This is a genomic window from Christiangramia forsetii KT0803, from assembly GCF_000060345.1.
GTDB lineage: Bacteria > Bacteroidota > Bacteroidia > Flavobacteriales > Flavobacteriaceae > Christiangramia > Christiangramia forsetii.
On record NC_008571.1, the window covers coordinates 2,995,169 to 3,017,595 of the forward strand.

At 36.1% G+C, this 22,427-nt stretch carries 20 protein-coding genes and 2 tRNA genes; 7 read left to right on the forward strand and 15 right to left on the reverse strand.

Annotation, left to right across the window (positions count from 1 at the left end):
- A complete protein-coding gene (locus tag GFO_RS13570; RefSeq protein ID WP_041250141.1) occupies positions 1-528 on the forward strand; it encodes a methyltransferase domain-containing protein in 528 nt (175 codons plus the stop codon).
- On the opposite strand, the gene GFO_RS13575 is transcribed toward GFO_RS13570, so the two are convergent.
- A complete protein-coding gene (locus tag GFO_RS13575; protein ID WP_158308629.1) occupies positions 518-3,151 on the reverse strand; it encodes a T9SS type B sorting domain-containing protein in 2,634 nt (877 codons plus the stop codon). The two genes, GFO_RS13570 and GFO_RS13575, sit on opposite strands and share 11 nt — an antisense overlap.
- Before the next feature lie 46 nt (positions 3,152-3,197).
- On the opposite strand from GFO_RS13575, the gene GFO_RS13580 reads away from it, so the two are divergent.
- The gene (locus tag GFO_RS13580) at positions 3,198-4,052 is read left to right on the forward strand and encodes a glycosyltransferase family 2 protein (RefSeq protein WP_011710734.1); all 855 of its coding nucleotides are present in this window, start codon (positions 3,198-3,200) and stop codon (positions 4,050-4,052) included.
- Here GFO_RS13580 and pafA read toward each other — a convergent pair.
- The gene (pafA, locus tag GFO_RS13585) at positions 4,049-5,680 is read right to left on the reverse strand and encodes an alkaline phosphatase PafA (RefSeq protein WP_011710735.1); all 1,632 of its coding nucleotides are present in this window, start codon (positions 5,678-5,680) and stop codon (positions 4,049-4,051) included. The two genes, GFO_RS13580 and pafA, sit on opposite strands and share 4 nt — an antisense overlap.
- Before the next feature lie 116 nt (positions 5,681-5,796).
- Between pafA and GFO_RS13590 the strand changes: the two genes are divergently transcribed.
- Positions 5,797-6,534 (forward strand): MlaE family ABC transporter permease, encoded by a 738-nt coding sequence (locus GFO_RS13590; protein ID WP_011710736.1) that lies wholly within the window; start codon positions 5,797-5,799, stop codon positions 6,532-6,534.
- A gap of 3 nt (positions 6,535-6,537) precedes the next feature.
- Positions 6,538-7,302 carry an ABC transporter ATP-binding protein gene (locus GFO_RS13595; protein WP_011710737.1) on the forward strand — a complete coding sequence of 255 codons (765 nt, stop codon included), beginning with the start codon at positions 6,538-6,540 and terminating at the stop codon, positions 7,300-7,302.
- On the opposite strand, the gene GFO_RS13600 is transcribed toward GFO_RS13595, so the two are convergent.
- The 9 genes from GFO_RS13600 to porV form a co-directional block, all read right to left on the reverse strand.
- Positions 7,303-8,736, reverse strand: coding sequence for a DUF389 domain-containing protein (locus GFO_RS13600; protein WP_011710738.1), 1,434 nt, complete (start codon positions 8,734-8,736; stop codon positions 7,303-7,305).
- A gap of 3 nt (positions 8,737-8,739) precedes the next feature.
- A complete protein-coding gene (locus GFO_RS13605; protein WP_011710739.1) occupies positions 8,740-9,831 on the reverse strand; it encodes a mannose-1-phosphate guanylyltransferase in 1,092 nt (363 codons plus the stop codon).
- A 5-nt stretch (positions 9,832-9,836) separates the two neighbouring features.
- Positions 9,837-10,436: a SprT-like domain-containing protein gene (locus GFO_RS13610; RefSeq protein ID WP_011710740.1), complete on the reverse strand. Its 600-nt coding sequence runs from the start codon at positions 10,434-10,436 to the stop codon at positions 9,837-9,839.
- A 3-nt stretch (positions 10,437-10,439) separates the two neighbouring features.
- Positions 10,440-11,123 carry an SDR family NAD(P)-dependent oxidoreductase gene (locus GFO_RS13615; protein WP_011710741.1) on the reverse strand — a complete coding sequence of 228 codons (684 nt, stop codon included), beginning with the start codon at positions 11,121-11,123 and terminating at the stop codon, positions 10,440-10,442.
- On the reverse strand, positions 11,123-12,091 hold the full coding sequence (locus GFO_RS13620; protein ID WP_011710742.1) for a M20/M25/M40 family metallo-hydrolase: 969 nt from the start codon (positions 12,089-12,091) through the stop codon (positions 11,123-11,125). The genes GFO_RS13615 and GFO_RS13620 overlap by 1 nt, the downstream gene beginning before the upstream one ends.
- 63 nt (positions 12,092-12,154) lie before the next feature.
- Positions 12,155-13,864, reverse strand: coding sequence for a pyruvate dehydrogenase complex dihydrolipoamide acetyltransferase (locus GFO_RS13625; RefSeq protein WP_011710743.1), 1,710 nt, complete (start codon positions 13,862-13,864; stop codon positions 12,155-12,157).
- Positions 13,865-13,867: 3 nt separating this feature from the next.
- Complete coding sequence (gene pdhA, locus GFO_RS13630) at positions 13,868-14,869, reverse strand: pyruvate dehydrogenase (acetyl-transferring) E1 component subunit alpha (RefSeq protein ID WP_011710744.1); 1,002 nt, start codon at positions 14,867-14,869, stop codon at positions 13,868-13,870.
- A 110-nt stretch (positions 14,870-14,979) separates the two neighbouring features.
- Complete coding sequence (gene cdd, locus GFO_RS13635; protein ID WP_011710745.1) at positions 14,980-15,462, reverse strand: cytidine deaminase; 483 nt, start codon at positions 15,460-15,462, stop codon at positions 14,980-14,982.
- Positions 15,463-15,539: 77 nt separating this feature from the next.
- Positions 15,540-16,691, reverse strand: a complete 1,152-nt coding sequence (gene porV, locus GFO_RS13640; protein ID WP_011710746.1) for a type IX secretion system outer membrane channel protein PorV — start codon at positions 16,689-16,691, stop codon at positions 15,540-15,542.
- A 409-nt stretch (positions 16,692-17,100) separates the two neighbouring features.
- Between porV and gldJ the strand changes: the two genes are divergently transcribed.
- Together gldJ and GFO_RS13650 are read left to right on the forward strand one after the other, a co-directional pair.
- Positions 17,101-18,795, forward strand: a complete 1,695-nt coding sequence (gene gldJ, locus GFO_RS13645) for a gliding motility lipoprotein GldJ (protein WP_011710747.1) — start codon at positions 17,101-17,103, stop codon at positions 18,793-18,795.
- Positions 18,796-18,861: 66 nt separating this feature from the next.
- Positions 18,862-20,154 carry a UDP-N-acetylmuramoyl-tripeptide--D-alanyl-D-alanine ligase gene (locus GFO_RS13650; RefSeq protein WP_011710748.1) on the forward strand — a complete coding sequence of 431 codons (1,293 nt, stop codon included), beginning with the start codon at positions 18,862-18,864 and terminating at the stop codon, positions 20,152-20,154.
- 3 nt (positions 20,155-20,157) lie between these two features.
- Here GFO_RS13650 and GFO_RS13655 read toward each other — a convergent pair whose 3' ends face one another.
- Complete coding sequence (locus GFO_RS13655; protein ID WP_011710749.1) at positions 20,158-20,610, reverse strand: DUF4440 domain-containing protein; 453 nt, start codon at positions 20,608-20,610, stop codon at positions 20,158-20,160.
- Positions 20,611-20,677: 67 nt separating this feature from the next.
- A tRNA-Val gene (locus GFO_RS13660) sits at positions 20,678-20,752 on the reverse strand.
- Positions 20,753-21,046: 294 nt separating this feature from the next.
- Here GFO_RS13660 and GFO_RS18090 point away from each other — a divergent pair.
- Positions 21,047-21,253, forward strand: coding sequence for a transposase (locus GFO_RS18090; RefSeq protein WP_148264692.1), 207 nt, complete (start codon positions 21,047-21,049; stop codon positions 21,251-21,253).
- Between the two features lie 90 nt (positions 21,254-21,343).
- Here GFO_RS18090 and GFO_RS13665 read toward each other — a convergent pair.
- A tRNA-Val gene (locus GFO_RS13665) sits at positions 21,344-21,418 on the reverse strand.
- A 146-nt stretch (positions 21,419-21,564) separates the two neighbouring features.
- Positions 21,565-22,386, reverse strand: a complete 822-nt coding sequence (locus tag GFO_RS13670; RefSeq protein ID WP_148264628.1) for a hypothetical protein — start codon at positions 22,384-22,386, stop codon at positions 21,565-21,567.
- Between the last annotated feature and the right edge of the window lie 41 nt (positions 22,387-22,427).

Sequence of the window (22,427 nt, forward strand, 5' to 3'; positions counted from 1 at the left end):
ATGTACGAGCAGAATTTTCCTGAAAAGCGCTATCAGAAAACCTTAAAATTTTTAAAAGAAATAGTCCCTCCACCTGCTAAAATATTGGACCTGGGAGTTAAAAATCCTTTTTCTGAAATTATGGTCGAAAATGGCTACGAAGTTACCAACACTTCAGGAGAAGATTTGGACGATAATTTTAAAGCGGTTAAAAATGCAGAATATGACCTGGTTACGGCATTTGAGATTTTCGAACATCTGCTTGCTCCATATAATATTCTTCGTGAAATAAAAGCAAAAAAAATTATCGCTAGTGTTCCGCTTAAACTATGGTTTTCCTCAGCTTACAGGAGTAAAACCGATCAATGGGATCGCCATTATCATGAGTTTGAAGACTGGCAATTCGATTGGCTTTTTGAGAAAAGCGGCTGGGAAATTAAGAAAAGTATTAAATGGGCTCATCCTGTAAATAAAATAGGAATTCGCCCTGTTTTAAGAAAATTTACTCCGAGGTATTATCTAACTTACGCAGAGAAAGTTAACGAATAAGAGAGATATGTGTTACTTCTGGTTGAAAATCTGATTCATTCGGGAAATCCAGTTTAACCCAATAATCATCGGAAGGCATTGCTACACCATTAAAGTTTCCATCCCATTCTTCATCAGGACCCCTTAATACGGTTAAAAGCTTTCCATATCTGTCGAAAATATAGCAATTAAACTGCTTGTTACACTCTGGGCTAGTAATTTGAACCCGCCATCGATCATTTATACCATCGGAGTTTGGGCTAAAAAATTTAGGATAACTATAGCAAATTTTCTCATCACCATCACTACTACAATTCAATGTGAAATTCTCTATTAAAATTTCACATGAATCTGCTACCAACGTAACTTCCTCATATTCTCCCTCAGAGAGGTCTTCTAAGGTTATTGTCCCGTTAAGATCTGAAACTATCGCTAAGTTCTTCTCGCTCCCATTTACGAAATAAAATAGTTCAAATTCGCTATTCGGGGTAAATCCGGTAACTTTTACAATACCTTCACTATCTGAACTACATATTGGACTCTGTATTATTTCTACAGCATAATTAGCACCATTAAAATTTAAATTTAAGGTCTCATCAAAATAATAATTGCAATTAGCTATTTCTATATAAAAATTTGAATATTGGGCTCCTTTCAGGTTTTCGATAAGTAAAATTCCTTCACTATCTGAGGTTAGCTCTAATTCAATAGTTTCTTCGGAATCTACCATGAAAGAAACCAGGTAATTTTCAAATTCCTCAAGATTCCTAATCTCAATCGCCCCATCTGCAGTACTACATTCACTTACTAGCTGGAAATTAAAGAACGGTTCGATTTCACCTAATGGATTTACTTCCAGTTTTATTGAAAAACTATTACTACAGTTCTCATAATCAATTTGAAAGTTTGAATACTCTCCCGGCTCTACATCAGAAATAGTTATTTCACCTATAGCATCACTTGAAAATTGAACCATTTCCCTCGGAATACCATTATAGTCATAGCCGATAGAAAACGTTTCATTAACTGGAAGATTACTAATATGAATACTGTTTCCTTCTAAACTAGTACAATCTGAGGAAACCACTGAAAATTCAGGTTCAAGTGTTTCTTCTTCAGAAATTTCAAATTCTTCTGAAAATTCAAAGACACATCCATCTTTTCTTACCTCAATATTATTGTAAATACCAGCTTCTAAATTCTGCAAGGTATATTCACCATTTTCATCACTTGAAAATTCGAGTTCAATAAAGCTATTATTATCGTGTTCGAAGTTCAATAAGTAAGATTCATTTGGCTCCAAACCAGAAAGGATAAAGCCTATATTCCTACCGGAACATTGCGAGTTAGTTGGATTAATTGCCAACCCTTCCATCTGGTCATCAAAATTTAAAATCCAAACAGCTCCTTCATTGTCTTTTGATGCCCCGACGACAACCTTTAAAGGGTCTTGTTTTTTTAAATAGCTTAAAGAAATACCAAAAATATCCCCTGAATTTAACTCCCCTTCAAAACCTCCAACTTTATAAGAAAAAGGAAAACTCTCACTTACAGTTCCATCGTTATTTAATTCAATTAGATAAAACGCTCCCGTTGTTGTATTTGTTTCGGGATTTATACAGCGGGCACAACCCACCAGAATTTCAATTAAACCATCAGAATCAATATCTGAATATCCATCTATAGATTTCCCGAAAATAGCATTATTATTTAGATCAAAGCTTCCTCCTCCCTGCGTATAAGAAATTTTCTTATGTTTTTTCACTCGACCGTTAGAATCTAAAAATAAAATATAAACCGAGCCAAAGTCTGTTCCTCCATCATCATCCCGGTAGGATCCTACTGCGATCTCTTTTATACCATCACCATCCAAATCTTTTAGGATAGCAATAGATCCACCAAAGAAATCTTCAGAATCCAGATCTACATTAAAATTGCCTTCAGTTTCACTAATCTTGGAATAACTGTTTACTGTAAAATCAGAATTCAGGAAAAGAACCCAAATTGCTCCGGCTCCGGGATTGCCATCATAATCTCTTCTCGCACTAACAATAATATCTTCAATCCCATCATTATTTAAATCTCCAATATTTCCTATATCAGTTCCAAAAACAACATCACCATTAAACTGACCGGTAAAATCACCTTCAAAATCGCTTATTTTTGAGTGGGCTTTCACAGTCCCATCTGTATTTAAGCTAAGAATCCAAACAGCACCATGCCAATAACCACCATCACCATCATATTCTGCGCCAACAGCCACCTCTACCAACCCGTCATTATTCATATCACCTAGATATGAAACCGAAGCGCCAAAAACATCATTATCATCAAGATCTCCTGTAAAACCACCAGTGGTTGAACTAATCTTTTGAGATTTTAAAACTGTATCATCGGCTTTAAGAAACAATACATATACCGCCCCTCTGTTTGCTCCACCATCATCATCTGTAAATGCTCCAACGATTATATCGCTAATACCGTCATTATTTAAATCTCCAATATTATCTACTGAATAACCAAATTGATCACCTGAATCTAATTGTTGATCAAAATTACCTTGTTGTTTATTAATTTTCGTGAAACATCCTATTTCATAGTTTTGGGAAAAACTATGAAAGGTTTTAAAAAAAAGAATGAACACAAAGAAAATTTTTATTCTAAATTTACCCATTTAAAATGATCACTTAATGTTGATTTCTATAATTATTCCTGCTTATAACGAGGAAAAATTTATCTCCTATTGTCTGGACTCCATGATTAATCAAACCAGAAAACCAGATGAATTGATAATTATCGATGATAATTCTACAGACTTCACTTATGAAACAGCTCTAAAATATTCAAATAAATATAACTGGATAAAAGTTTTTAAAAATAATTTCGGTAAATCTGAGCACTCTCCAGGGGCTAAAATAGTGAATACATTTTATTTTGGAATATCAAAGATCAAGAACGATTACGATCTAATTGGTAAATTTGATGCTGATATTGTATTGCCGAAAAATTATTTTGAAGAAATAGAACGTGAATTTCAACTAAACGAAAAAGTGGGAATGTGTTCCGGTTTAATTTTCATCAAGGATTCAAATAACCATTGGGTGCATGAAAATATTTCTGACAAATCCCATATTAGGGGCCCTATAAAATTGTACTCTAAGAAATGCTTTAAATGGATTGATGGCCTTAGAACATCAATAGGTTGGGACTCTGTAGATATTTTACTTGCTAACTTTTACGGATTCGAAACTAAAACCGTTAAAACCTTACATGTAAAACATCTTCGCCCTACCTGGAAGTCCTATAAGAAAAAAACTAAATTCCTTCAGGGAGAGGCTTTGTACAGAATGCGATACGGATATGTACTATCATTATTAACCGCTCTTAAAATGAGCATGAAACAAAAAGACATAAAACTTCTGTATACCTACATAAAAGGATATTTTAACGCTTCTAAAAATAAATTGCCCTTTATTGTTTCTAAAGAAGAAGGAGACTTTATTCGTAAATACCGCTGGACGAATATTAGAAAGAAATTTACCTAATCTTCAAGTATAATACTTAAAGGTTTCCCACTGGACGCATCTGGATATGATATTCCCAGCATCGCCGATATTGTGGGAGCTATATCTGGAATTACCGTACGCTCCAGGCTACTTCCATGCTTAATACCTTTTCCGAAGAAAATTAATGGCACATGCGTATCATATATAAAACCGGAGCCATGAGTTGTTCCTTTTTCAGGATAAATTATATAACCGGGATCCAAAACGAAAACCACATCACCACTACGCTCCTGATTAAATCCGTTTTGAATTAGGGAACTAATCCCTTTGGTAAAACTACCAGATTGCAATTGCTCTCGTGTATACACTCTGGAAATGCTTTTCTGCTGAAGCAGATAATGAGCAATTTTTTGCTGGACTTTGTGGGCATCCAAGCCTTCCCCCCTCATTACCTTGTAATCAAGAAAAATCTGTGAATTAGAAATATTCTGAATTAAACTATCAACTTTAAATTCTTCACGAACAAATTCTTCAATTTTTTTATTTTCTGTAACATCATCAAAATAGCCGGAAGGAATTTTTCGACTTTTTAAATAGGAAGGGACATCCACCCCACCATGATCTGCAGTTAAAAAGACAGTGTACTCCCCTTCTCCTACCGTTTGATCTAAGTATTTAAGAACATCTGCAAGCGCTAAATCCAGTCTCAAATAAGTATCTTCAATTTCCTTTGAATTTACCCCAAAGTTATGACCCACATAATCTGTACTCGAAAAACTAAGGGTTAGAACATCTGTAACATCATCTTTCCCTAAATTCTCTCCTTTGATCGCGGCCTTTGCAAATTCTGCAGTAAGATCGTTTCCAAAAGGAGTCGCTTTAATCAATTCGTATTCGCCATTTTCTGAAGCCAGGGTTTTAAGATCATAAGGGAAAGTGGCCGTTTCCTTACCCTGATATCCAAATTCAAAGTCATTTTCATCTACGCCACTTTCTTTATAGGAATTAATATCCCGTAAAGTGTTCCAGGTTTTTAAATATGTTTTAGCCTTCTCAGAATTATTAAAGTTTTTTACCCAATCAGGTAGTCCCTTCATATAGTAAGTACTGGTAATCCATTTTGCTTCCTCTCTTCCATGAAACCAATAGGCTGCATTTGCTGTGTGGCCCGCTGGTAAAATAGCGCCACGATCTTTTAAGGCAATTCCAATAGTTTTCCCCTTCATTTGGGTATGAAGTCGGTTCTCATCTCCAAAGGTGGTAGATTTCATTCTATGTGGAGACATTCTACCCGCCTCACTCGTGGTTCCGACAGACTCTACCGAATCGTCTCCCGCGCAATAAACCGATTTATTCTCGAATTTATCGAACCAACCATTACCTATAATTCCATTATATTCTGGCGTAGTACCTGTAAATACTGAAGCATGACCGGGACCGGTATACGTAGGAACATAATTAAAATGATTATTCTTAAAATTGAAGCCCTCATTTACCAGTCTTTTAAAACCTTCGTCTCCAAATTGGCCCCAAAAACGAGTTAAATAGTCGTACCTCATCTGGTCCACTACAATTCCAACAACTAGTTTTGGCTTTTCATTTACAATCTGCGCCTTTAAGGGCGACAAGTTAAGCAGCAATATTAGTATGAATAAATACCGTCTCATTAGGTTAATTTTTTGAATAGGCTTCAAAAATACTAAACTTGAAACGCTAAAGTTTAATTAAGCGTTAAATAGTTTAGCGCGAAATTTTAGTATTTTAGCTTTTCAAAATCCAATTAATGACCTACCTGCACTCCATTGGGGAATATTTTATAATGCTTAAAGGAGTTTTTGGCCGAATGACCAAAGGTTCGGTTCTCAGAAATCTTATTTTTAAAGAAATAAACGAGCTTATCATGGGCTCACTGGGAATTGTTGCATTCCTTTCGTTTTTTATCGGAGCGGTAGTTGCCATCCAGACCGCACTAAATTTAAATAATCCGCTTATACCCAAGTCTCTTGTGGCATTTGCCGCAAGACAATCGGTGATTCTGGAGTTTGCCCCTACTTTTATATCAATAATTATGGCTGGTAAAGTTGGTTCGTTTATAACTTCCAGTATAGGATCCATGAGGGTTACCGAACAAATTGATGCACTGGAAGTGATGGGTATAAATTCTAAAAATTATCTCATCTTACCTAAAATAATTGCCATGCTAACGTATCCCTTTTTGATTGCGATCGCAATGTTTCTGGGTATAGCCGGAGCTTATTTTGCTGCAGTATTTGGTGGTTTTGTTACTTCAGATCAATTTTTAACGGGACTTCAGGATGATTTTAACGGCTTTCACCTTACATATGCCTTTATAAAAACATTTCTTTTTGCCTTTATTTTAGCAACAGTGCCCTCATATCATGGATATTATATGAAAGGAGGAGCGCTAGAGGTTGGGGAAGCATCCACCACTTCTTTTGTATGGACTAGCGTAGTATTAATTATAACCAATTATGCAATCACTCAACTCTTATTAAGTTAACGAATGATACAGGTAAAAGATTTACATAAAGGTTTTAACGATCAGGAAGTTCTTAAGGGAATCTCCTATACTTTTGAAAGAGGTAAGACAAACTTAATCATCGGTCAGTCTGGGTCTGGTAAAAGTGTTTTTCTAAAATGTATGCTTGGCCTTTTTAAGGCTGATAAAGGAACTATTGAATATGACGGAAAACCATATTCAAGTTTTTCTGATGAAGAACAGAGAGAACTAAGAACTGAAATGGGGATGCTTTTTCAGGGTGGAGCATTATTTGACTCTATGACTGTTGAAGAAAACGTAATGTTCCCATTAAAAATGTTCACTAAGCAGAAGAAAAAAGAAATGTTTTCAAGGGTTCATGAAGTTTTGGAACGTGTTAATCTAGATGGAACCGGAAATAAAATGCCTTCTGAGATTAGTGGAGGAATGCAGAAGAGGGTTGCCATTGCCAGGGCTATTGTAAACAAACCGAAATATTTATTCTGTGATGAACCAAACTCAGGTCTTGATCCTCAAACCGCTACGGTAATAGATAATCTAATTCAGGATATTACTCATGAAAATGATATTACCACGGTACTGATTACACACGATATGAATTCGGTATTAGAAATTGGAGAACGTATTGCTTTCTTAAAAGATGGAAAACTTGCCTGGAAAGGCACGAAGGAAGAAATTTTTAAAACCGATGATAAAACGGTAACCGATTTTGTATACTCATCCAATCTTTTTCAAAAAGTAAGAGAAGCGCAGCTAAAAGGGCACTAGTTACCTAACATTCTTTATAGACAGCGTATCAAGATCTAGTCTCACCCGCATCCAATCTGCAAACTTTGACTGCTGGGAAACAAGCTCCTTATTTCCAATTTTATCATTCCATATCACGGTGAATGTTGGGATGGTATCGGTCTTCTGAAAGTTGGTGGTTATTAAGTTAGAGTAGCCAATTTCCTGAATATTTTCATAATTGATCTTTGCCTCCTTACTCAAACTAACAAAAGAAAATTTATCTCCCCTATATTTAGAAAGTTCAGATTCAAGTAGTTCGATCCTACGATCCTTGTTCTGCAAAACTTCCTGATTCTTGACATACAAATCTTCCAGTATACCACTTCTAACCTCTGTTGAGAGTTGATTTATATCCTGACTTTGATCATTTCCCTGATGCACTATGAGCTGTGCTTCTTTCAAAGCTTCTATCTCTCCTAATCTTTCCTGCCATGTAGTTATTGTAGCACCTGGAATAGTATTTCCTATCATATATACATCGATGGTCTTCGTCTTATAATCACTGGTAGCTTTCAAAGTCTCTGTTCCGGAGTATCTTATCGAATTTTCTATAAACTCTGTAGCCTTACTCTGAAAAACCTGCTGCCTGAGTAATTTCACAAAAAGAACTACACTAGGTATCATTACAATTATAGCAACCGTAGAAGCTATCTGGGCAGTTCTTTTTCTCCTTTTACTATTTGCATATTTCACCAGGGGAAATCCTAGTAATTTAGATACTACAAAAGTTGATAAGGCTATAAATACAGCATTGATCGAAAATAAGTATAAAGCCCCTAAAGCAAAATCCCATTTAGCATTTGCTAAACCGTAACCAACAGTACAAAGCGGCGGCATAAGAGCGGTAGCAATCGCAACCCCCAGTATCACACTTGCTATTGTTCCTTTTTTCGTTTTAGCAACTATTAATGCGAGCCCACCAAATATAGCCACCAAAACATCCAAAATAGTAGGATACGTTCTGGCAATTAACTCCGGCGTCTCATTTTTCACAGGAGATATAAAAAAATAAATGCTCGCTGTAATAACACTAAGTCCAACCATAATCCCAAGGTTGACAAAAGATCGTTTAAGCGTATCTACATCATTAATAGCTACAGACATACCCACACCTACAATAGGCCCCATTAATGGAGAAATTAGCATGGCACCAATTACTACTGCCGTACTACTAACATTTAAACCTATAGATGCAACAAAAATTGAAAATATAAGGATCCAGGCATTATGCCCCTTAAATGAAATATCCTTTTGTACCGCTTCTACTGTAGACTCCCTATCGGTATCTTCACGAATATCCAATAATCGACTAAAAAAGGTTCTGGCCTTTTCTTTAATCTCCTTTGCATCTTCCCGGAGATTTTCTCCATTGGAACTCTTAGATTCGGTTTCTGTATTTTTTATATCTGCCATTTTCTAACCTAGATCTTCACCAAAATCTTTCATTACTTTCTCCCTAATCTGTTTTATTTCCTGCTCTTCAGATTTTGGAACAATCATTAGAACGTCTTTATCTTCAACAATAATATAGTCTGAAAGGCCTTTTAAAACTACGATCTTTTTATTAGTTGTAGAAACTATATTATTCTCTGAATCTTCTGAAACCAGCCTGCAATTTATAGCAGTATTATCATCTTCATCTGAAGGCAATTCGGTTTTAACTGAAGACCAGGTTCCAAGATCACTCCAATCAAAACTCACGGGAATAACATATACTGAATCAGATTTCTCCATGATCCCGTAATCAATAGAAATATTCGAGGTCTTAGAATAATTCTCTTCTAAAAACTCTTTCTCTTCCCTGGTATTCCATTTATCCTCTCCTTTATTTAGAACTGCAAAAGTATCCGGAAGATATTGCTTGAAATTTTCAATGATAAATTTAGCGCTCCAGATAAAAATCCCTGCATTCCAGACATAATTCCCGGCTTCAATAAACTTTTCCGCCTTCTTTTTATTTGGCTTTTCTGTAAAAACATCAACCTTTTTAAGGCTTTCCTTATCTTCTTTATTGTATTTGATATATCCGTAACCTGTATTTGGAAAAGTTGGTTCAATCCCAAGGGTTACAAGCTTATCGCTATCTTCTATATTTGTAAAAGCTTCCTTAATAGAATCTATAAATTCGTCTTCTTCTTTAATCCAATGGTCACTTGGCGCAACTACTGTTAAGGCCTTGGGATTTCTTTTATAGATCTTTAAAGCACCTAACAAAATACTGGGTGCGGTATTCCTCATTTCAGGTTCGGGAACAATTTGCTCTTCTTTAATCTGCGGAACCTGTTCTTTAATTATATCTACATATTTTTTATTGGTAAGCACATAGATATTCTCTACAGGAATGAGCTTTGAAAGTCTTTTAAATGTTGTTTGAAATAGTGTTTCTCCTACTCCAAGTATATCTATAAATTGTTTGGGATTTGATGCCTTACTTGCCGGCCAGAATCGTGATCCAACACCACCTGCCATAAGAATTGCATAGTAATTATCTTTTTTTGTACCCGTCATAAAAATTAAACCTTAATTAAGTGTACTTCAGCATTAGGCTGAAATAAATAAATTCTTCCTGTATCCATTTCCAGACATTCGTATCGCTTTATTTTCCGAGGACCTTTTTTGAAGGTTTTTCCATTATGTATCTTAAATAAACTTCCTACAGGAATTTCAAAAATATAGCTTTTATCGTTTTCAGGATCAAAACTTTTTAGCGCTATAGACAATCCGGCATCTGTATCACTACTTGCCTTAGGATTTCTAAAGTGATTCGCTATTACCGGCAATAAAGTATTAGGAAATATCTCCGGCCTTATAAATGGCAGCATTAAGCTTCTAAAACAATGTTTCCACTCAGATCCATGCGGTTTTATTCCTTTTCCATATTTTTCAAAAGCTATTAAATGTGCTATTTCATGAATACTGGTTATAAGAAACCTATACTTATTTAAATTAGCATTGATGGTAATTTGCTGGGAGCCATCTGGCATTCTACGATAATCCCCGTGCCGTGTCACCCGTTCATTGACTATTTTCAAATGAACTCCGTTCATTTTTATCAGTTCTGAAACAGGTTCTACTGCATTTACCGGTAAATATTTAACAAGAATATCTTTCATTCATCAAGGTGTACTATTAGACACCTGCATAATTTTACCGTTATAGAACTTCTGCCCGTTAAGGCTAAAATCAGCAATATATTGAGCCATTTCTTGCGCTGTCACCGGAGCTTTATATCCAGGAAACGCTTCTTCAAGCATTTCAGTCTGGACAGCTCCAAGTGCCAATGCATTAAATGAAGGTCCGTTTTCCTTGTACTCTTCAGCGAGCAATTCTGTAAGAGTTAATATCGCAGCTTTACTGGAGCTATAGGCTGCTAAACCTGGAAATTTCATACTTCCCTGAATTCCGCCCATACTGCTAATATTCAAAACATGGGAATCTTTATGCATAAAATGAAGTAATTTGCGGGTAATAGTCGCAACTCCAATTACATTTACTTCATATACTGCTCTGAAATCATCAGATTTTGTTTCTTCGAATGGTTTATTTAAAAGAGCCCCGGCATTATTTATAAGTACATCCACTCTGGAACTCCAATGATCATCAATAAAACTTTCAGCCCGAATGTGGCTATCTTCGTCTGTTATATCGAAAGAAAATGCATGTACATTATCCAGGTTTAAATCTTTTACAGGTTTTGCGTTTCTCGACAGCGCCAGAACATTATGTCCCATTTTTGCCAAAATTGAAACCATTTCAAAACCAATCCCTCTACTTGTCCCTGTAACTACAATATTCTTCATTAATCATTCATTTTAATTTCCATCCCATCGGTATTAGACATTTTTACAAGACCGGGAATCAAATCTTCTATTAGTGAAGCCATAAATCCTGTGTCGAGAAATTCAGATTCATCATCTACATGATGATAGTAAGGATAATTAGAAAAATCGAATGTACTCACTGTTTGTGACGGCACATTAAAAGCTTCAAAAAACGGATAATTATCACTTCTTTTGAAAAGACTCATCTGTTGGGCTTGTGGTAAAAACCCAAGTACTTTATCTCCGTTAGAATATTCATTGAATTTTTCTGCAAGGTTAGATTTTTCAAAACCGGTTAAATAAGCTTTGTAATCCTTGGCCTTCATAGGCACTCCAATCATTTCTAGATTGAACATTACATAAAGATCAAGATCTTCAGATTTTAACTTTTCAGCTAAATGCTCTGAACCTTTTAAACCCATCTCTTCTCCTGAAAATAAAGCGAAAATAATACTTCTTTTATTACCTCCATTTTTAGCAAAATACTTTGCCAGTTGAAGTACTCCAACTGTTCCTGCAGCATTATCGTTAGCACCATTTGCGATGGTATCACCATTCACCTCTTTACTGGCCCCAATATGATCATAATGCGCTCCAACAAGAATGAACTCATCCTTCAATTGAGGGTCGTTCCCTTCAAGATAGCCAACTATGTTGAAACCGTTTATTTCGTTAATATTAAAACTATCCCTATAAGTTTCGAAATATGGTTTTACACCAAAGTCCTTAAACTTATCTTCGATAAAAACCGCGGCATCTTCAATTCCCTGAGTGCCGGTTTTTCTACCTTTCAATTCATCAGAAGATAAATAATCAAGAGTTCTCTGAACTTCTTCTTTAGAAACTTCAATATCAGTAGTTTTTGGTTTCTGGGCGGTACAGGCTAAAATGGTAAAAAACATTAAAAACACTCCGTTAAACCCTTTGAATATTCTAATTTTTCTCATACTGCTAAAGATAAAAAAATCCCGCGATTAGGCGGGATTCTTATTATTTATTAAAGTTTAGGATTAGGCCAGCATGGTAACCGGATTCTCCATATACGTTTTCAAAGTTTGTAAAAAGGCTGCTCCAGTTGCACCGTCTACCGTTCGGTGATCACATGCAAGAGTTAGCTTCATCGTGTTTCCTACAACGATCTCACCATTTTTAACCACAGGCTTTTCTACAATAGTTCCTACGGAAAGTATTGCTGAGTTAGGCTGATTAATAATACTAGTAAATTCTACAATTCCGAACATTCCAAGGTTGGACACCGTGAAAGTACTTCCTTCCATATCGGCTGGCTGAATTTTCTTATTTCTAGCCTTACCTGCAAGATCTTTCACATTCCCACCAATTTGAGTTAGGGACATTTGATCTGCAAACTTAAGTACCGGCACCACAAGACCTTCTTCCACTGCTACCGCAACACCCATATGAATGTGCTTCGCAATTTTAGTATTATCTCCCGTCCATTGACTATTTACCTGCGGGTGTTTTCTAAGCGCCATTGCTGAAGCCTTAATTACCATATCATTAAAAGACACCTTAACATCTGGCATCTCATTAATATGCTTTCTTGAAGCCATGGCATTCGCCATATCTACCTCAATAGTAAGATAGTAATGAGGTGCTGTAAATTTGGACTCACCTAAACGTTTGGCTATAACCTTACGCATTTGAGAATTCTTGCGATCTTCAAAACTTTCTTCTCCTGCCGGAGTGTATGGTTGAGCTGCTGTAGTTTTTTCAGCAGAATCGGCTTTTGTTTCTGCAGGTTTATCAGATTCTTTAAAGTTCTCTATATCTTTCTTTACGATTCGGCCATTCTCTCCAGAACCGCTGACATCAGATAGATTTATTCCTTTATCTTCTGCCATCTTTTTAGCTAATGGCGAAGCAAATATTCTTTTTCCGTCTTTCCCTTCAGACTGGCTTGAAGAATCTTTTTCTTCTTTATCCTGTTTTTCTGAATCTTTAGAAGCATCTGTATCTTCTTCTTTTTTGTCTGCTGAATCAGATTTCTTTTTCTTTTTCTCTCCTCCACCGGAAGTATCGATTTTTGAAACATCAGTTCCTTCAGGACCAATAATAGCTAAAAGACTATCTACTTTGGCAGACTCACCTTCCTGAATACCTATTTTCAGTAATGTACCATCATAAAAGGACTCGAATTCCATTGTTGCTTTATCGGTTTCGATTTCAGCCAGAATATCTCCTTCTTCTACTTTGTCACCTTCCTTTTTCAACCAGGAAGCAACCGTACCTTCTTCCATGGTATCACTTAAACGTGGCATATTGATGATTTCTACCCCTTCAGGAATTCCACCATCTTGATCGTCATCATCATCTGAATCGTCTTCTAATTCATCATCCTTATCTGAATCATCTTTCGACTTCTTTTCTTCAGACTCTTCAGACTTATCTTTTTTCTTGTCTTCTTTCTTATCTTCAGCATCATCACTTCCGCCTCCACTGATAAGCTCAGAAATATCTTCTCCCTCATCACCTATAATGGCAAGTAATTCATCAACCGGTGCACCGTCTCCTTCTTCAACACCAATATGAAGCAAAGTACCTTCGTAAAAGGATTCAAATTCCATTGTAGCCTTATCTGTTTCGATTTCGGCCAAAATATCACCTTCTTCTACTTTATCTCCCTTTTTTTTCAGCCACTTTGCAACGGTACCCTCTTCCATGGTATCGCTCAAACGTGGCATTTTGATAACTTCTGCCATAGTTTAGTCTAATTTATGTGCTAGAAAAGGATAATTTTCCTGTTCATAAACAACGTCATACATTATATTCTTATCAGGAAAATCAGATTCATCTGCAAATTTCTCACATTCTAAAACTTTTTCCTTAACGCGCTTATCAATCTCTTTTATTTCTTTTTCTGAAGCGTATTTTTTATCTTTAATCACCTTCTTAACCTTAGAAATAGGATCCAGTTTTTGATAATCTGCAACCTCATCTTTTGTACGGTATTTTTGAGCATCACTCATTGAATGCCCACGATATCTATACGTTTTTAATTCCAGAAACGTAGGGCCATTTCCTTTTCTTGCTCTTGTAATCGCTTCATCAAGTGCTTCAGCAACCTTAACAGGATCCATCGCATCTACAGGACCACACGGCATTTCGTACCCATTCCCAAGTTTCCATATCTCTGTATCTTTAGAAGTACGAGCAACTGAGGTTCCCATTGCATAACCGTTATTCTCAACACAGAAAACTACCGGAAGATTCCAGTTTACAGCCATATTGAGTGTTTCATGAAGTGATCCCTGTCTTACAGCACCATCCCCCATAAAAGTCAAGGTGACATTATCTCTTTTATGATATTTATCTGCAAACGCAAGTCCGGCACCTACAGGAATTTGACCACCTACAATACCATGACCTCCATAAAATCTATGTTCTTTAGAAAAAATATGCATAGATCCACCAAGCCCCATAGAAGTACCTGTTTTCTTACCATAAAGCTCCGCCATTACTTTTTTAGGATCTACTCCCATTCCTATTGGCTGAACGTGGTTACGATATGCAGTGATCATACGATCCTTTTCAAGATCCATTGCATGCAGCGCACCGGCCAAAATAGCTTCCTGCCCGTTATATAAATGTAAAAATCCTCTAACTTTCTGTTGAATATAAACCTGCGCAAGTTTATCTTCAAATTTGCGCCAAAACAACATATCCTCGTACCACTTTAAGTAGGTGGCTTTTGTAATTTTCTTCATCTAAAATTTATATTTAAAGGCCAGACAGATTGGTTTTGCCAAGCGGATAACAAAAATACTATTTTCGATAAGAAACGAAAACAGTTTTATCGCAAAAAATCACGAAAACCTTATAGACAGGAATTATCAAAAACTAATGGTAGTATATCTTTAATAGATTCAGCTTTTACAACTTTTCCGGTTTCACCCATAAAATAAAGCTCTATAGCTTCTTCCTGTTTTACTTCGTATTCAATTAGTGCCTGCCTACAGGCACCACAAGGAGGTACAGGAGATATCACTTTATGTCTCAATGATTTTGCAGTAACAGCAATCTTTAAAATTCTGGTATTGGGATATTTAGCTCCGGCAGCATAGACGGCTGTTCTTTCTGCACATAGACCGGATGGATAAGAAGCATTTTCCTGATTGCTCCCAACAACCACCTCCTCATTCTCCAAAAGAATTGCAGCTCCTACTTTAAAGTTGGAGTATGGCGCATAAGCATTATCTCTAACCTCAATCGCTTCTTGCATTAAATCCTGAACATCCTCAGGAATTTCTTCTATAGATTCATAAACTTCTAAACGTGAAGTAATGGTAAGTGGCTTCATATAAATTTATTGGGAAAACAAGATAATAGAAACTACATAGGTTTCAAGTAGCAATAAGAGAGTTTTAAGAAATAATTTTAATTACTGTAGTTATCTCCAAAATTAAAACTTAAGCCAAATCTAAGTGTTCCTTCCAAAGGACTTGGAACAGAAGAGGTAGAAAATAAATAAGATGCATCAATAACTATATTCTCATAAGCAAAACCAGCACCTAAGGAAAAGAATTTTCTAAATCCCTTCTCTTCACTTTCATTAAAATACCCCGCTCTTAAAGCGAATTTCTCCTGGTACCAGTATTCAGCACCAAGAGCAACGGTTACCTCCTTAACTTCTTCTGAAAGACCATCAGGTGCATCTCCAAAAGACTTGAAAATTCCTTCTATAGACCCTGTAGAATTGTATTCTTCATCATCCTCACTATCAATATCTCCATCATCATCAAAATCCTGAGGGGTTGGCACTAACAATTTATTGAATTCAAGGTAGGTCGCTAATTTATTATCTGCATCAAATATAAAATCAAAACCTACACCTACTCCAAGGTTCGTCGGGATAAAATTTTCCTGACCAGCATCGTCGTATTTAATCTTAGGGCCAATATTTGAAATATTAGCACCCAATCTCCAGACACCATCAAAATTCTGATAAGTAATTTGCTGACTTTGGTAATATCCTGCCACATCTACTCCAAATGTAGAACCGGGAAAATTTTCATCTCCACCGGTATCAAGATCTGATCTTAAATAGCGCCCTGCCACGGCCATTGAAAAATCTTCACTTAGTTTCAATGAATAAGAAAGATCCAGAGTAAAAGAATTTGGATTAACAAATAAAGGTTCCTGCTCAAATACCTCCCTGGTCTCAATAGAGCCAAGACTAAAATATCGTAAGCCCCCGGCAATAGCACTTCGATCATCTAGTTTTTGAACATAGGAAACGCCTCCAAGAAAAATATCGTTAACGATCCTGCTTAAGTAAGGAGTATAAGTTACTCCCACCCCATTACCATGCTCATAAAAAGCATATTTCGCCGGATTCCATTGTTGAGAATATACATCTGAAGAAGTAGCCACTCCTAATTCTCCCATTCCGGCAGATCTGGCATCTGATGCAATTTTCAGAAAAGGCACTGCCGTTGTAATAACCCTATCCCTGGTACCTTCCTGTGCAAACAATGAAAGATTGGCAAACAAAACTGCCGCGATCAAAAAGAATGTATTTTTTTTCATTATAGTAGTTAATGATAAACAAATATATAGTAATATTCCTGTTAAGGAAGAACGTCTAAAGGAAAAAGCCTTCTCAAACAGTATAAACTCAATAAAATCAAGATAACGATAAGGTTAGGGGTTAATAAATATAACTCAAATTAATGGAAATTATTGTAACCGATATACAAGTAACTATAAAAATGACAATTGAATATAATTTTTAGGTTATTTTGCCGTTTACTATTACTCTTAAGATTTAAAACTTAAAAGCCTAATTATAAAGAAAATATATAGCGAACTTAGCGCATAGCATATCAGAGAGTTATACGATTGCAACCTCTTTTAGAATTAACAAAATAATCTTGTACATTTATCGTTAATTAGTATATTGCAAAGCCTAAATTTCTATCATAAAGAAGGGAATACTATGAAATTGAATGTAGCTTTAAAAGCCATTATTGCTGTTGTTTGTGGCGTTAGCTTACTAAGCTGTAATAAATCGAACAATTACAAAAATACCTCACGTGCTACCGGATGGGACATAAATTCGGACGAAGGTGGATTCCAATACAATTCTGATTTCAAAGAGCAGGAAGCTGCTCCGGGATTGGTATTTGTAGAAGGAGGAACTTACACAATGGGACGGGTAGCAGATGATCCTATGCATGATTGGAACAACACTCCTACTCAACAGCACGTCCAGTCCTTTTACATGGACGAAACTGAGGTTACCAACAAAATGTATCTTGAATACCTGGATTGGTTAAGACGTGTTTTTCCTCCTAGTGAAGAAAATTACAAGAATATTTATGACGGAGCTCTTCCTGATACTTTAGTCTGGAGAAACAGACTGGGTTATAATGAAACAATGGTCACTAATTATCTTCGTCACCCTGCCTATGCAGAATATCCTGTAGTAGGAGTGAGCTGGATACAGGCTGTTGAATTTAGCAAATGGAGAACAGATCGTGTAAATGAAAGCAATCTTGAACGAGAAGGTTTCATTAAAGAAGGCGCTAGATACACAGACGTAGATGCATCTTCTACTTTTAATACAGATACCTACATACACACTCCAAGTAAAGCGTACGGAGGAAACACTGAAATTAGTCAGGGTGGAGATGAGTCTCAAGACAGACTTGCAGATACAGACGACAATGGAAATCCTATTAAAAAGATTTATCCTGGTCGGGAAAGTGGCTTGATTTATCCTGAATACAGACTTCCAACGGAAGCTGAATGGGAATACGCAGCTCTTGGACTTACCGGAATTAGAAATTACAACACATATCGTGGTAGAAAAAAATACCCATGGGATGGACAATACACCAGAAATGGTGATGTAAAGAAAATGGGAGATCAGCTTGCTAACTTTAAGCAAGGTGATGGTGATTACGGCGGAATCGCCGGATGGAGTGATGATGGTGCAGATATTACTGCAGAAGTGAAATCTTATGAATCAAATGATTTCGGACTTTATGATATGGCAGGAAATGTAGCTGAATGGGTTGCAGATGTCTACAGACCAATCGTAGATGATGAGTTCAACGATTTTAACTACTACCGTGGTAATGTCTACACTAAGCATGCTATTAATGAAGACGGAAGCGTAAAAATTGTAGGAACAGACGATATTGTTTATGACACATTGAGCAATGGTAAACTCGTTGCGAGAAACCTTCCAGGTGAAATCGCTCAGGTTCCTGTTACTGAGGAAGACACATATATGAGGACAAACTTCACAGAAAGCGATCAAAGAGATTACCGTGATGGAGACAAGAGTTCAAGTAGATACTATCAACCTTTTCAGGAAACGGAAGAAGATCCTTCCAAGAGAATGTACAACTCACCAACTTACGATAATTTTACTTATGCAGATAGCAGTGCAGAAGGTGGAATTACCGAAAGAGGTTATGACAAAGAAAAGAGAACTACTCTTATAAGTGATGAAGTAAGAGTCTACAAAGGAGGTAGCTGGAGAGACAGAGCTTATTGGTTAGACCCGGCTCAAAGACGTTATTTCCCACAGGGCATGGCTACAGATTATATAGGCTTTAGAAATGCAATGTCAAGAGTAGGATCTAAATCATTAGATAAAAATAAAACGGCTAGAAGTAATTAAAGGCCATTACCATAAAATAAACTTAAAGCCCTAATTTGTTTAGGGCTTTTTTTATAGCTTTATTTTATGAATACAGCTCGACTACATCAACGTTTTCTGCTTTGCTCTGGCGTTGATACAGATACCCGCAATATTAGGAAAGATAGTATGTTCTTTGCCCTAAAAGGCACTAATTTCAATGGAAATGAATTTGCTGGTGAAGCTTTAAAACAGGGAGCTAGCTATGTAGTTGTTGATGATAAAAAATTTGTCAAAAATAAAGAACACTATATTTTAGTTCAGAATGTTCTGGAATCACTTCAGAAATTAGCTATTTTTCATAGAAAATATCTGGGCATTCCTATTCTCGCAATTACAGGAAGCAATGGAAAAACAACGACAAAGGAGCTTGTTCATTCTGTTCTTTTAAGGAAATTTAAAACCATTGCCACTAAAGGCAATTTAAACAATCATATTGGAGTTCCTCTTACCTTGTTATCCATGGATGATCATACTGAATTTGGAATCGTGGAAATGGGGGCAAATCACCCCTTAGAGATAGAGTTTCTCTGCACAATTGCTAACCCGGATTACGGATATATTACTAATTTTGGAAAAGCCCATCTTGAAGGTTTTGGGAGTCTGGAAGGAGTTGTAAAAGCCAAAACCGAACTTTATAAAAATTTACAGGAAAGACATAAATTGATCTTTCTGAATATTGATGATGAAGTTCAAAGGAAACACGAAAATTACAACCACACCTTTAGCTTTGGAGAAAGTAACGAGGCCGATGTACAACTAAGCTATCAATCAGGACTTGCTAATGCACAACTTAATTACAATAATACCGATTTTAAGAGCAAGCTAACTGGCGAATACAATGCTAAAAATATGGCTGCCGCACTATGTATAGGCCTTTATTTTAAAGTGAAGTTTGAAGAGATCCAAACAGCACTCTCAAATTACAGCCCAGATAATAATCGTTCCCAAACTTTAAACACTGCTTCCAACACTATAATAATGGATGCATACAATGCAAATCCTACCAGCATGCACGCCGCATTAGAGAATTTTAAGCAACTTAAAACCAATAAGCAAAAGATTGCTATTCTGGGAGACATGTTCGAGCTTGGAAGCTCCGCCGTCACAGAACATCAAATTATTGCAAATTATGTTCAAAATAGTGATTTCGCAGAAACTTATCTCCTTGGGGATAATTTCAAAAACACCAATACAAGTAGCAATTTTATCTTTAAATTTAAATCTATAGAGAGCCTAAAAGAACATTTAAAAGAAACCGATTTTCAAAATTGCTATTTCCTTATTAAAGGTTCTAGAGGAATGGCCCTGGAAAGAGTTTTGGATTCCATAAAGAAATAAAATCTATTTAACTTCAGTTTTCCTGGTAGAGTGGAGCATATCCAGTCTCCAGCCATCTTTAGTTTTAATAGCCGTTGCACTTTCCAACCAATTCATTTCACCAACAATCTTATCCCCTTTCCTGAAAGTCGCTTTGTTATGATAAGCAAGCCAGGCCGCATCTCCATGTATGGTTATCTGAATGAACTCAAAATCATTCATACGCTTTACACCTTTCATAGTTTCTGAATTCAGCATCCTCCTAAGTTTCATCATGTCCCAAACTTCTCCATTTTCGAGGAGAACGAAATCATCTGTAAAATACTCAGGGATGCTTTCCGCATCCAATTCAGATAAAATATCATCAAAAGAGTTCTGAACCAAAGTTTTTAATTGCTCCTCATCAGAAACGGTTTGAGCACGCGAAGTATTAATCATATAGAAGAATAGAACAAAGTAAATTAAAAGCTTTTTCATGAGTCAAAATTTTAATGAATTTCCGGAAAACGAAAAAACCTCACATAATTGTGAGGCCTAATTCATGTGAGTGATACTGGATTCGAACCAGTGACCCCTACCCTGTCAAGGTAATGCTCTGAACCAACTGAGCTAATCACCCAATCACAAAACAAATATATAAAAACTCCGTCTGGAATATATAACTGCTCTTCACATTAAAATTCCAAGGCTTATTATCTTCACTCCAAAGCTCCGGACTTCCTAGCATAGGTACCTCCTTTACAAAGCACCTTCAAACTGGACAGAAAACCAATACGGGCGAAGTAAAATACTATTTGAACTTTACCCCAATATCGCACTGGTATTTACCCTTGCGCAAAGGCTATGGGATATATTTAGTAAAGCAAAGTCAATAGAGGCGGCTTATACAAAACTGGCTCACTAGTACAAAGATATAGAAGAAACAGGGTTTAAAGCATTCAATACAATTGCAAACACGATAAAACTCAACTATAGATCCATCTTGAACTTTTTTATCAATAGAAGCACAAATGCTTCAGCAGAATCATTTAATGCAAAGATAAAAGCCTTTAGGTCCCAATTTAGAGGAGTAAGAAATGTAGAATTCTTCCTATATAGATTAACCAATATTTTTGCATAAACACAACAATTAGGCTTGATCCACAATTAGACTTAAATCATGATAGAAATAAAAAAAGGCTTCCATAATTGGAAACCTTTTTAGATTCTGTGGGCGCGAAGGGATTCGAACCCCTGACCCCTTGGGTGTAAACCAAGTGCTCTGAACCAACTGAGCTACGCGCCCTTGCGTGATTGCGGATGCAAATATAGGCTACATTTTCAATTACGCAAAACAATTCAAGAAAAAAATTAAATTATTTTTTCCAGCCTAAAATTGATGAATAAACCCCACGAAAAAAGATATAAACTAAAGAGTTCTACATCAGTTTTTTACTTCATTAATTCGGGTACACTTCGATAGACGTAATCTGCATGTTTACCTGTAAAAAGTTTCCCCATATCTTTAATAAAAGTGCTTCGCTCCTTTTCATCCTCCCAATTGGATGAAACCAAGCCCTCCTCTTCTTCAAAAAATTCTTCAATATCTGCCAAACTATCAAATACAAAAACTTCACTCATTTCACGGCTGTTAGAGCCCCATAAATGTCTGTGAGTGTAGTAACCTTTAAGTTTTTGACTCTTCTTTGTAATTTTTTCAAAATACTCTTTGAATTTTTCTGGAGAACCCTCACCGTCCATTGCAAGATTATTGCTACGCATATAATAGATACGTGATTTATCTGTCTCAGATTCTGGAATCATAAAGTTCATGGATTGATAGATCTCATCGCTATGATCGCGTGAATAATAATTTTCCTGTTTAACGAAAAATGCCTGTCTTTCATCTTCATTAGGCCATGCTTCCTCTATTAGCTTTTGATTTATTTCATTAGATTTTTCAATATCTGCCCAGGTTTTATAGACATTTACAAGCAAAACCTCTGAATTATCTGGAGTAAAATAATGGGTATAAACCCCTGAAGAAAGGATAAGTTCATTTTTACTGGTAACATTTTGGAAAAACTTTTTTTCGGTATCTAACCAATCTGAAAAATCGGTATTGGGATCATCGTTCCAATGAGTAATGGTCATTGTAATAAAAACAGGTTCATAGGCTTGCGCCTCTGGTTGATCTGTCTCTTCCTGACTCACGCCAATACTGCATAGGCATAGCATGAATACAAATAATACGAGTTTTGAAATAGTTTTCATTGTGAGTTGATTTTTTAGTGAATAAATATTCATAGTATAAA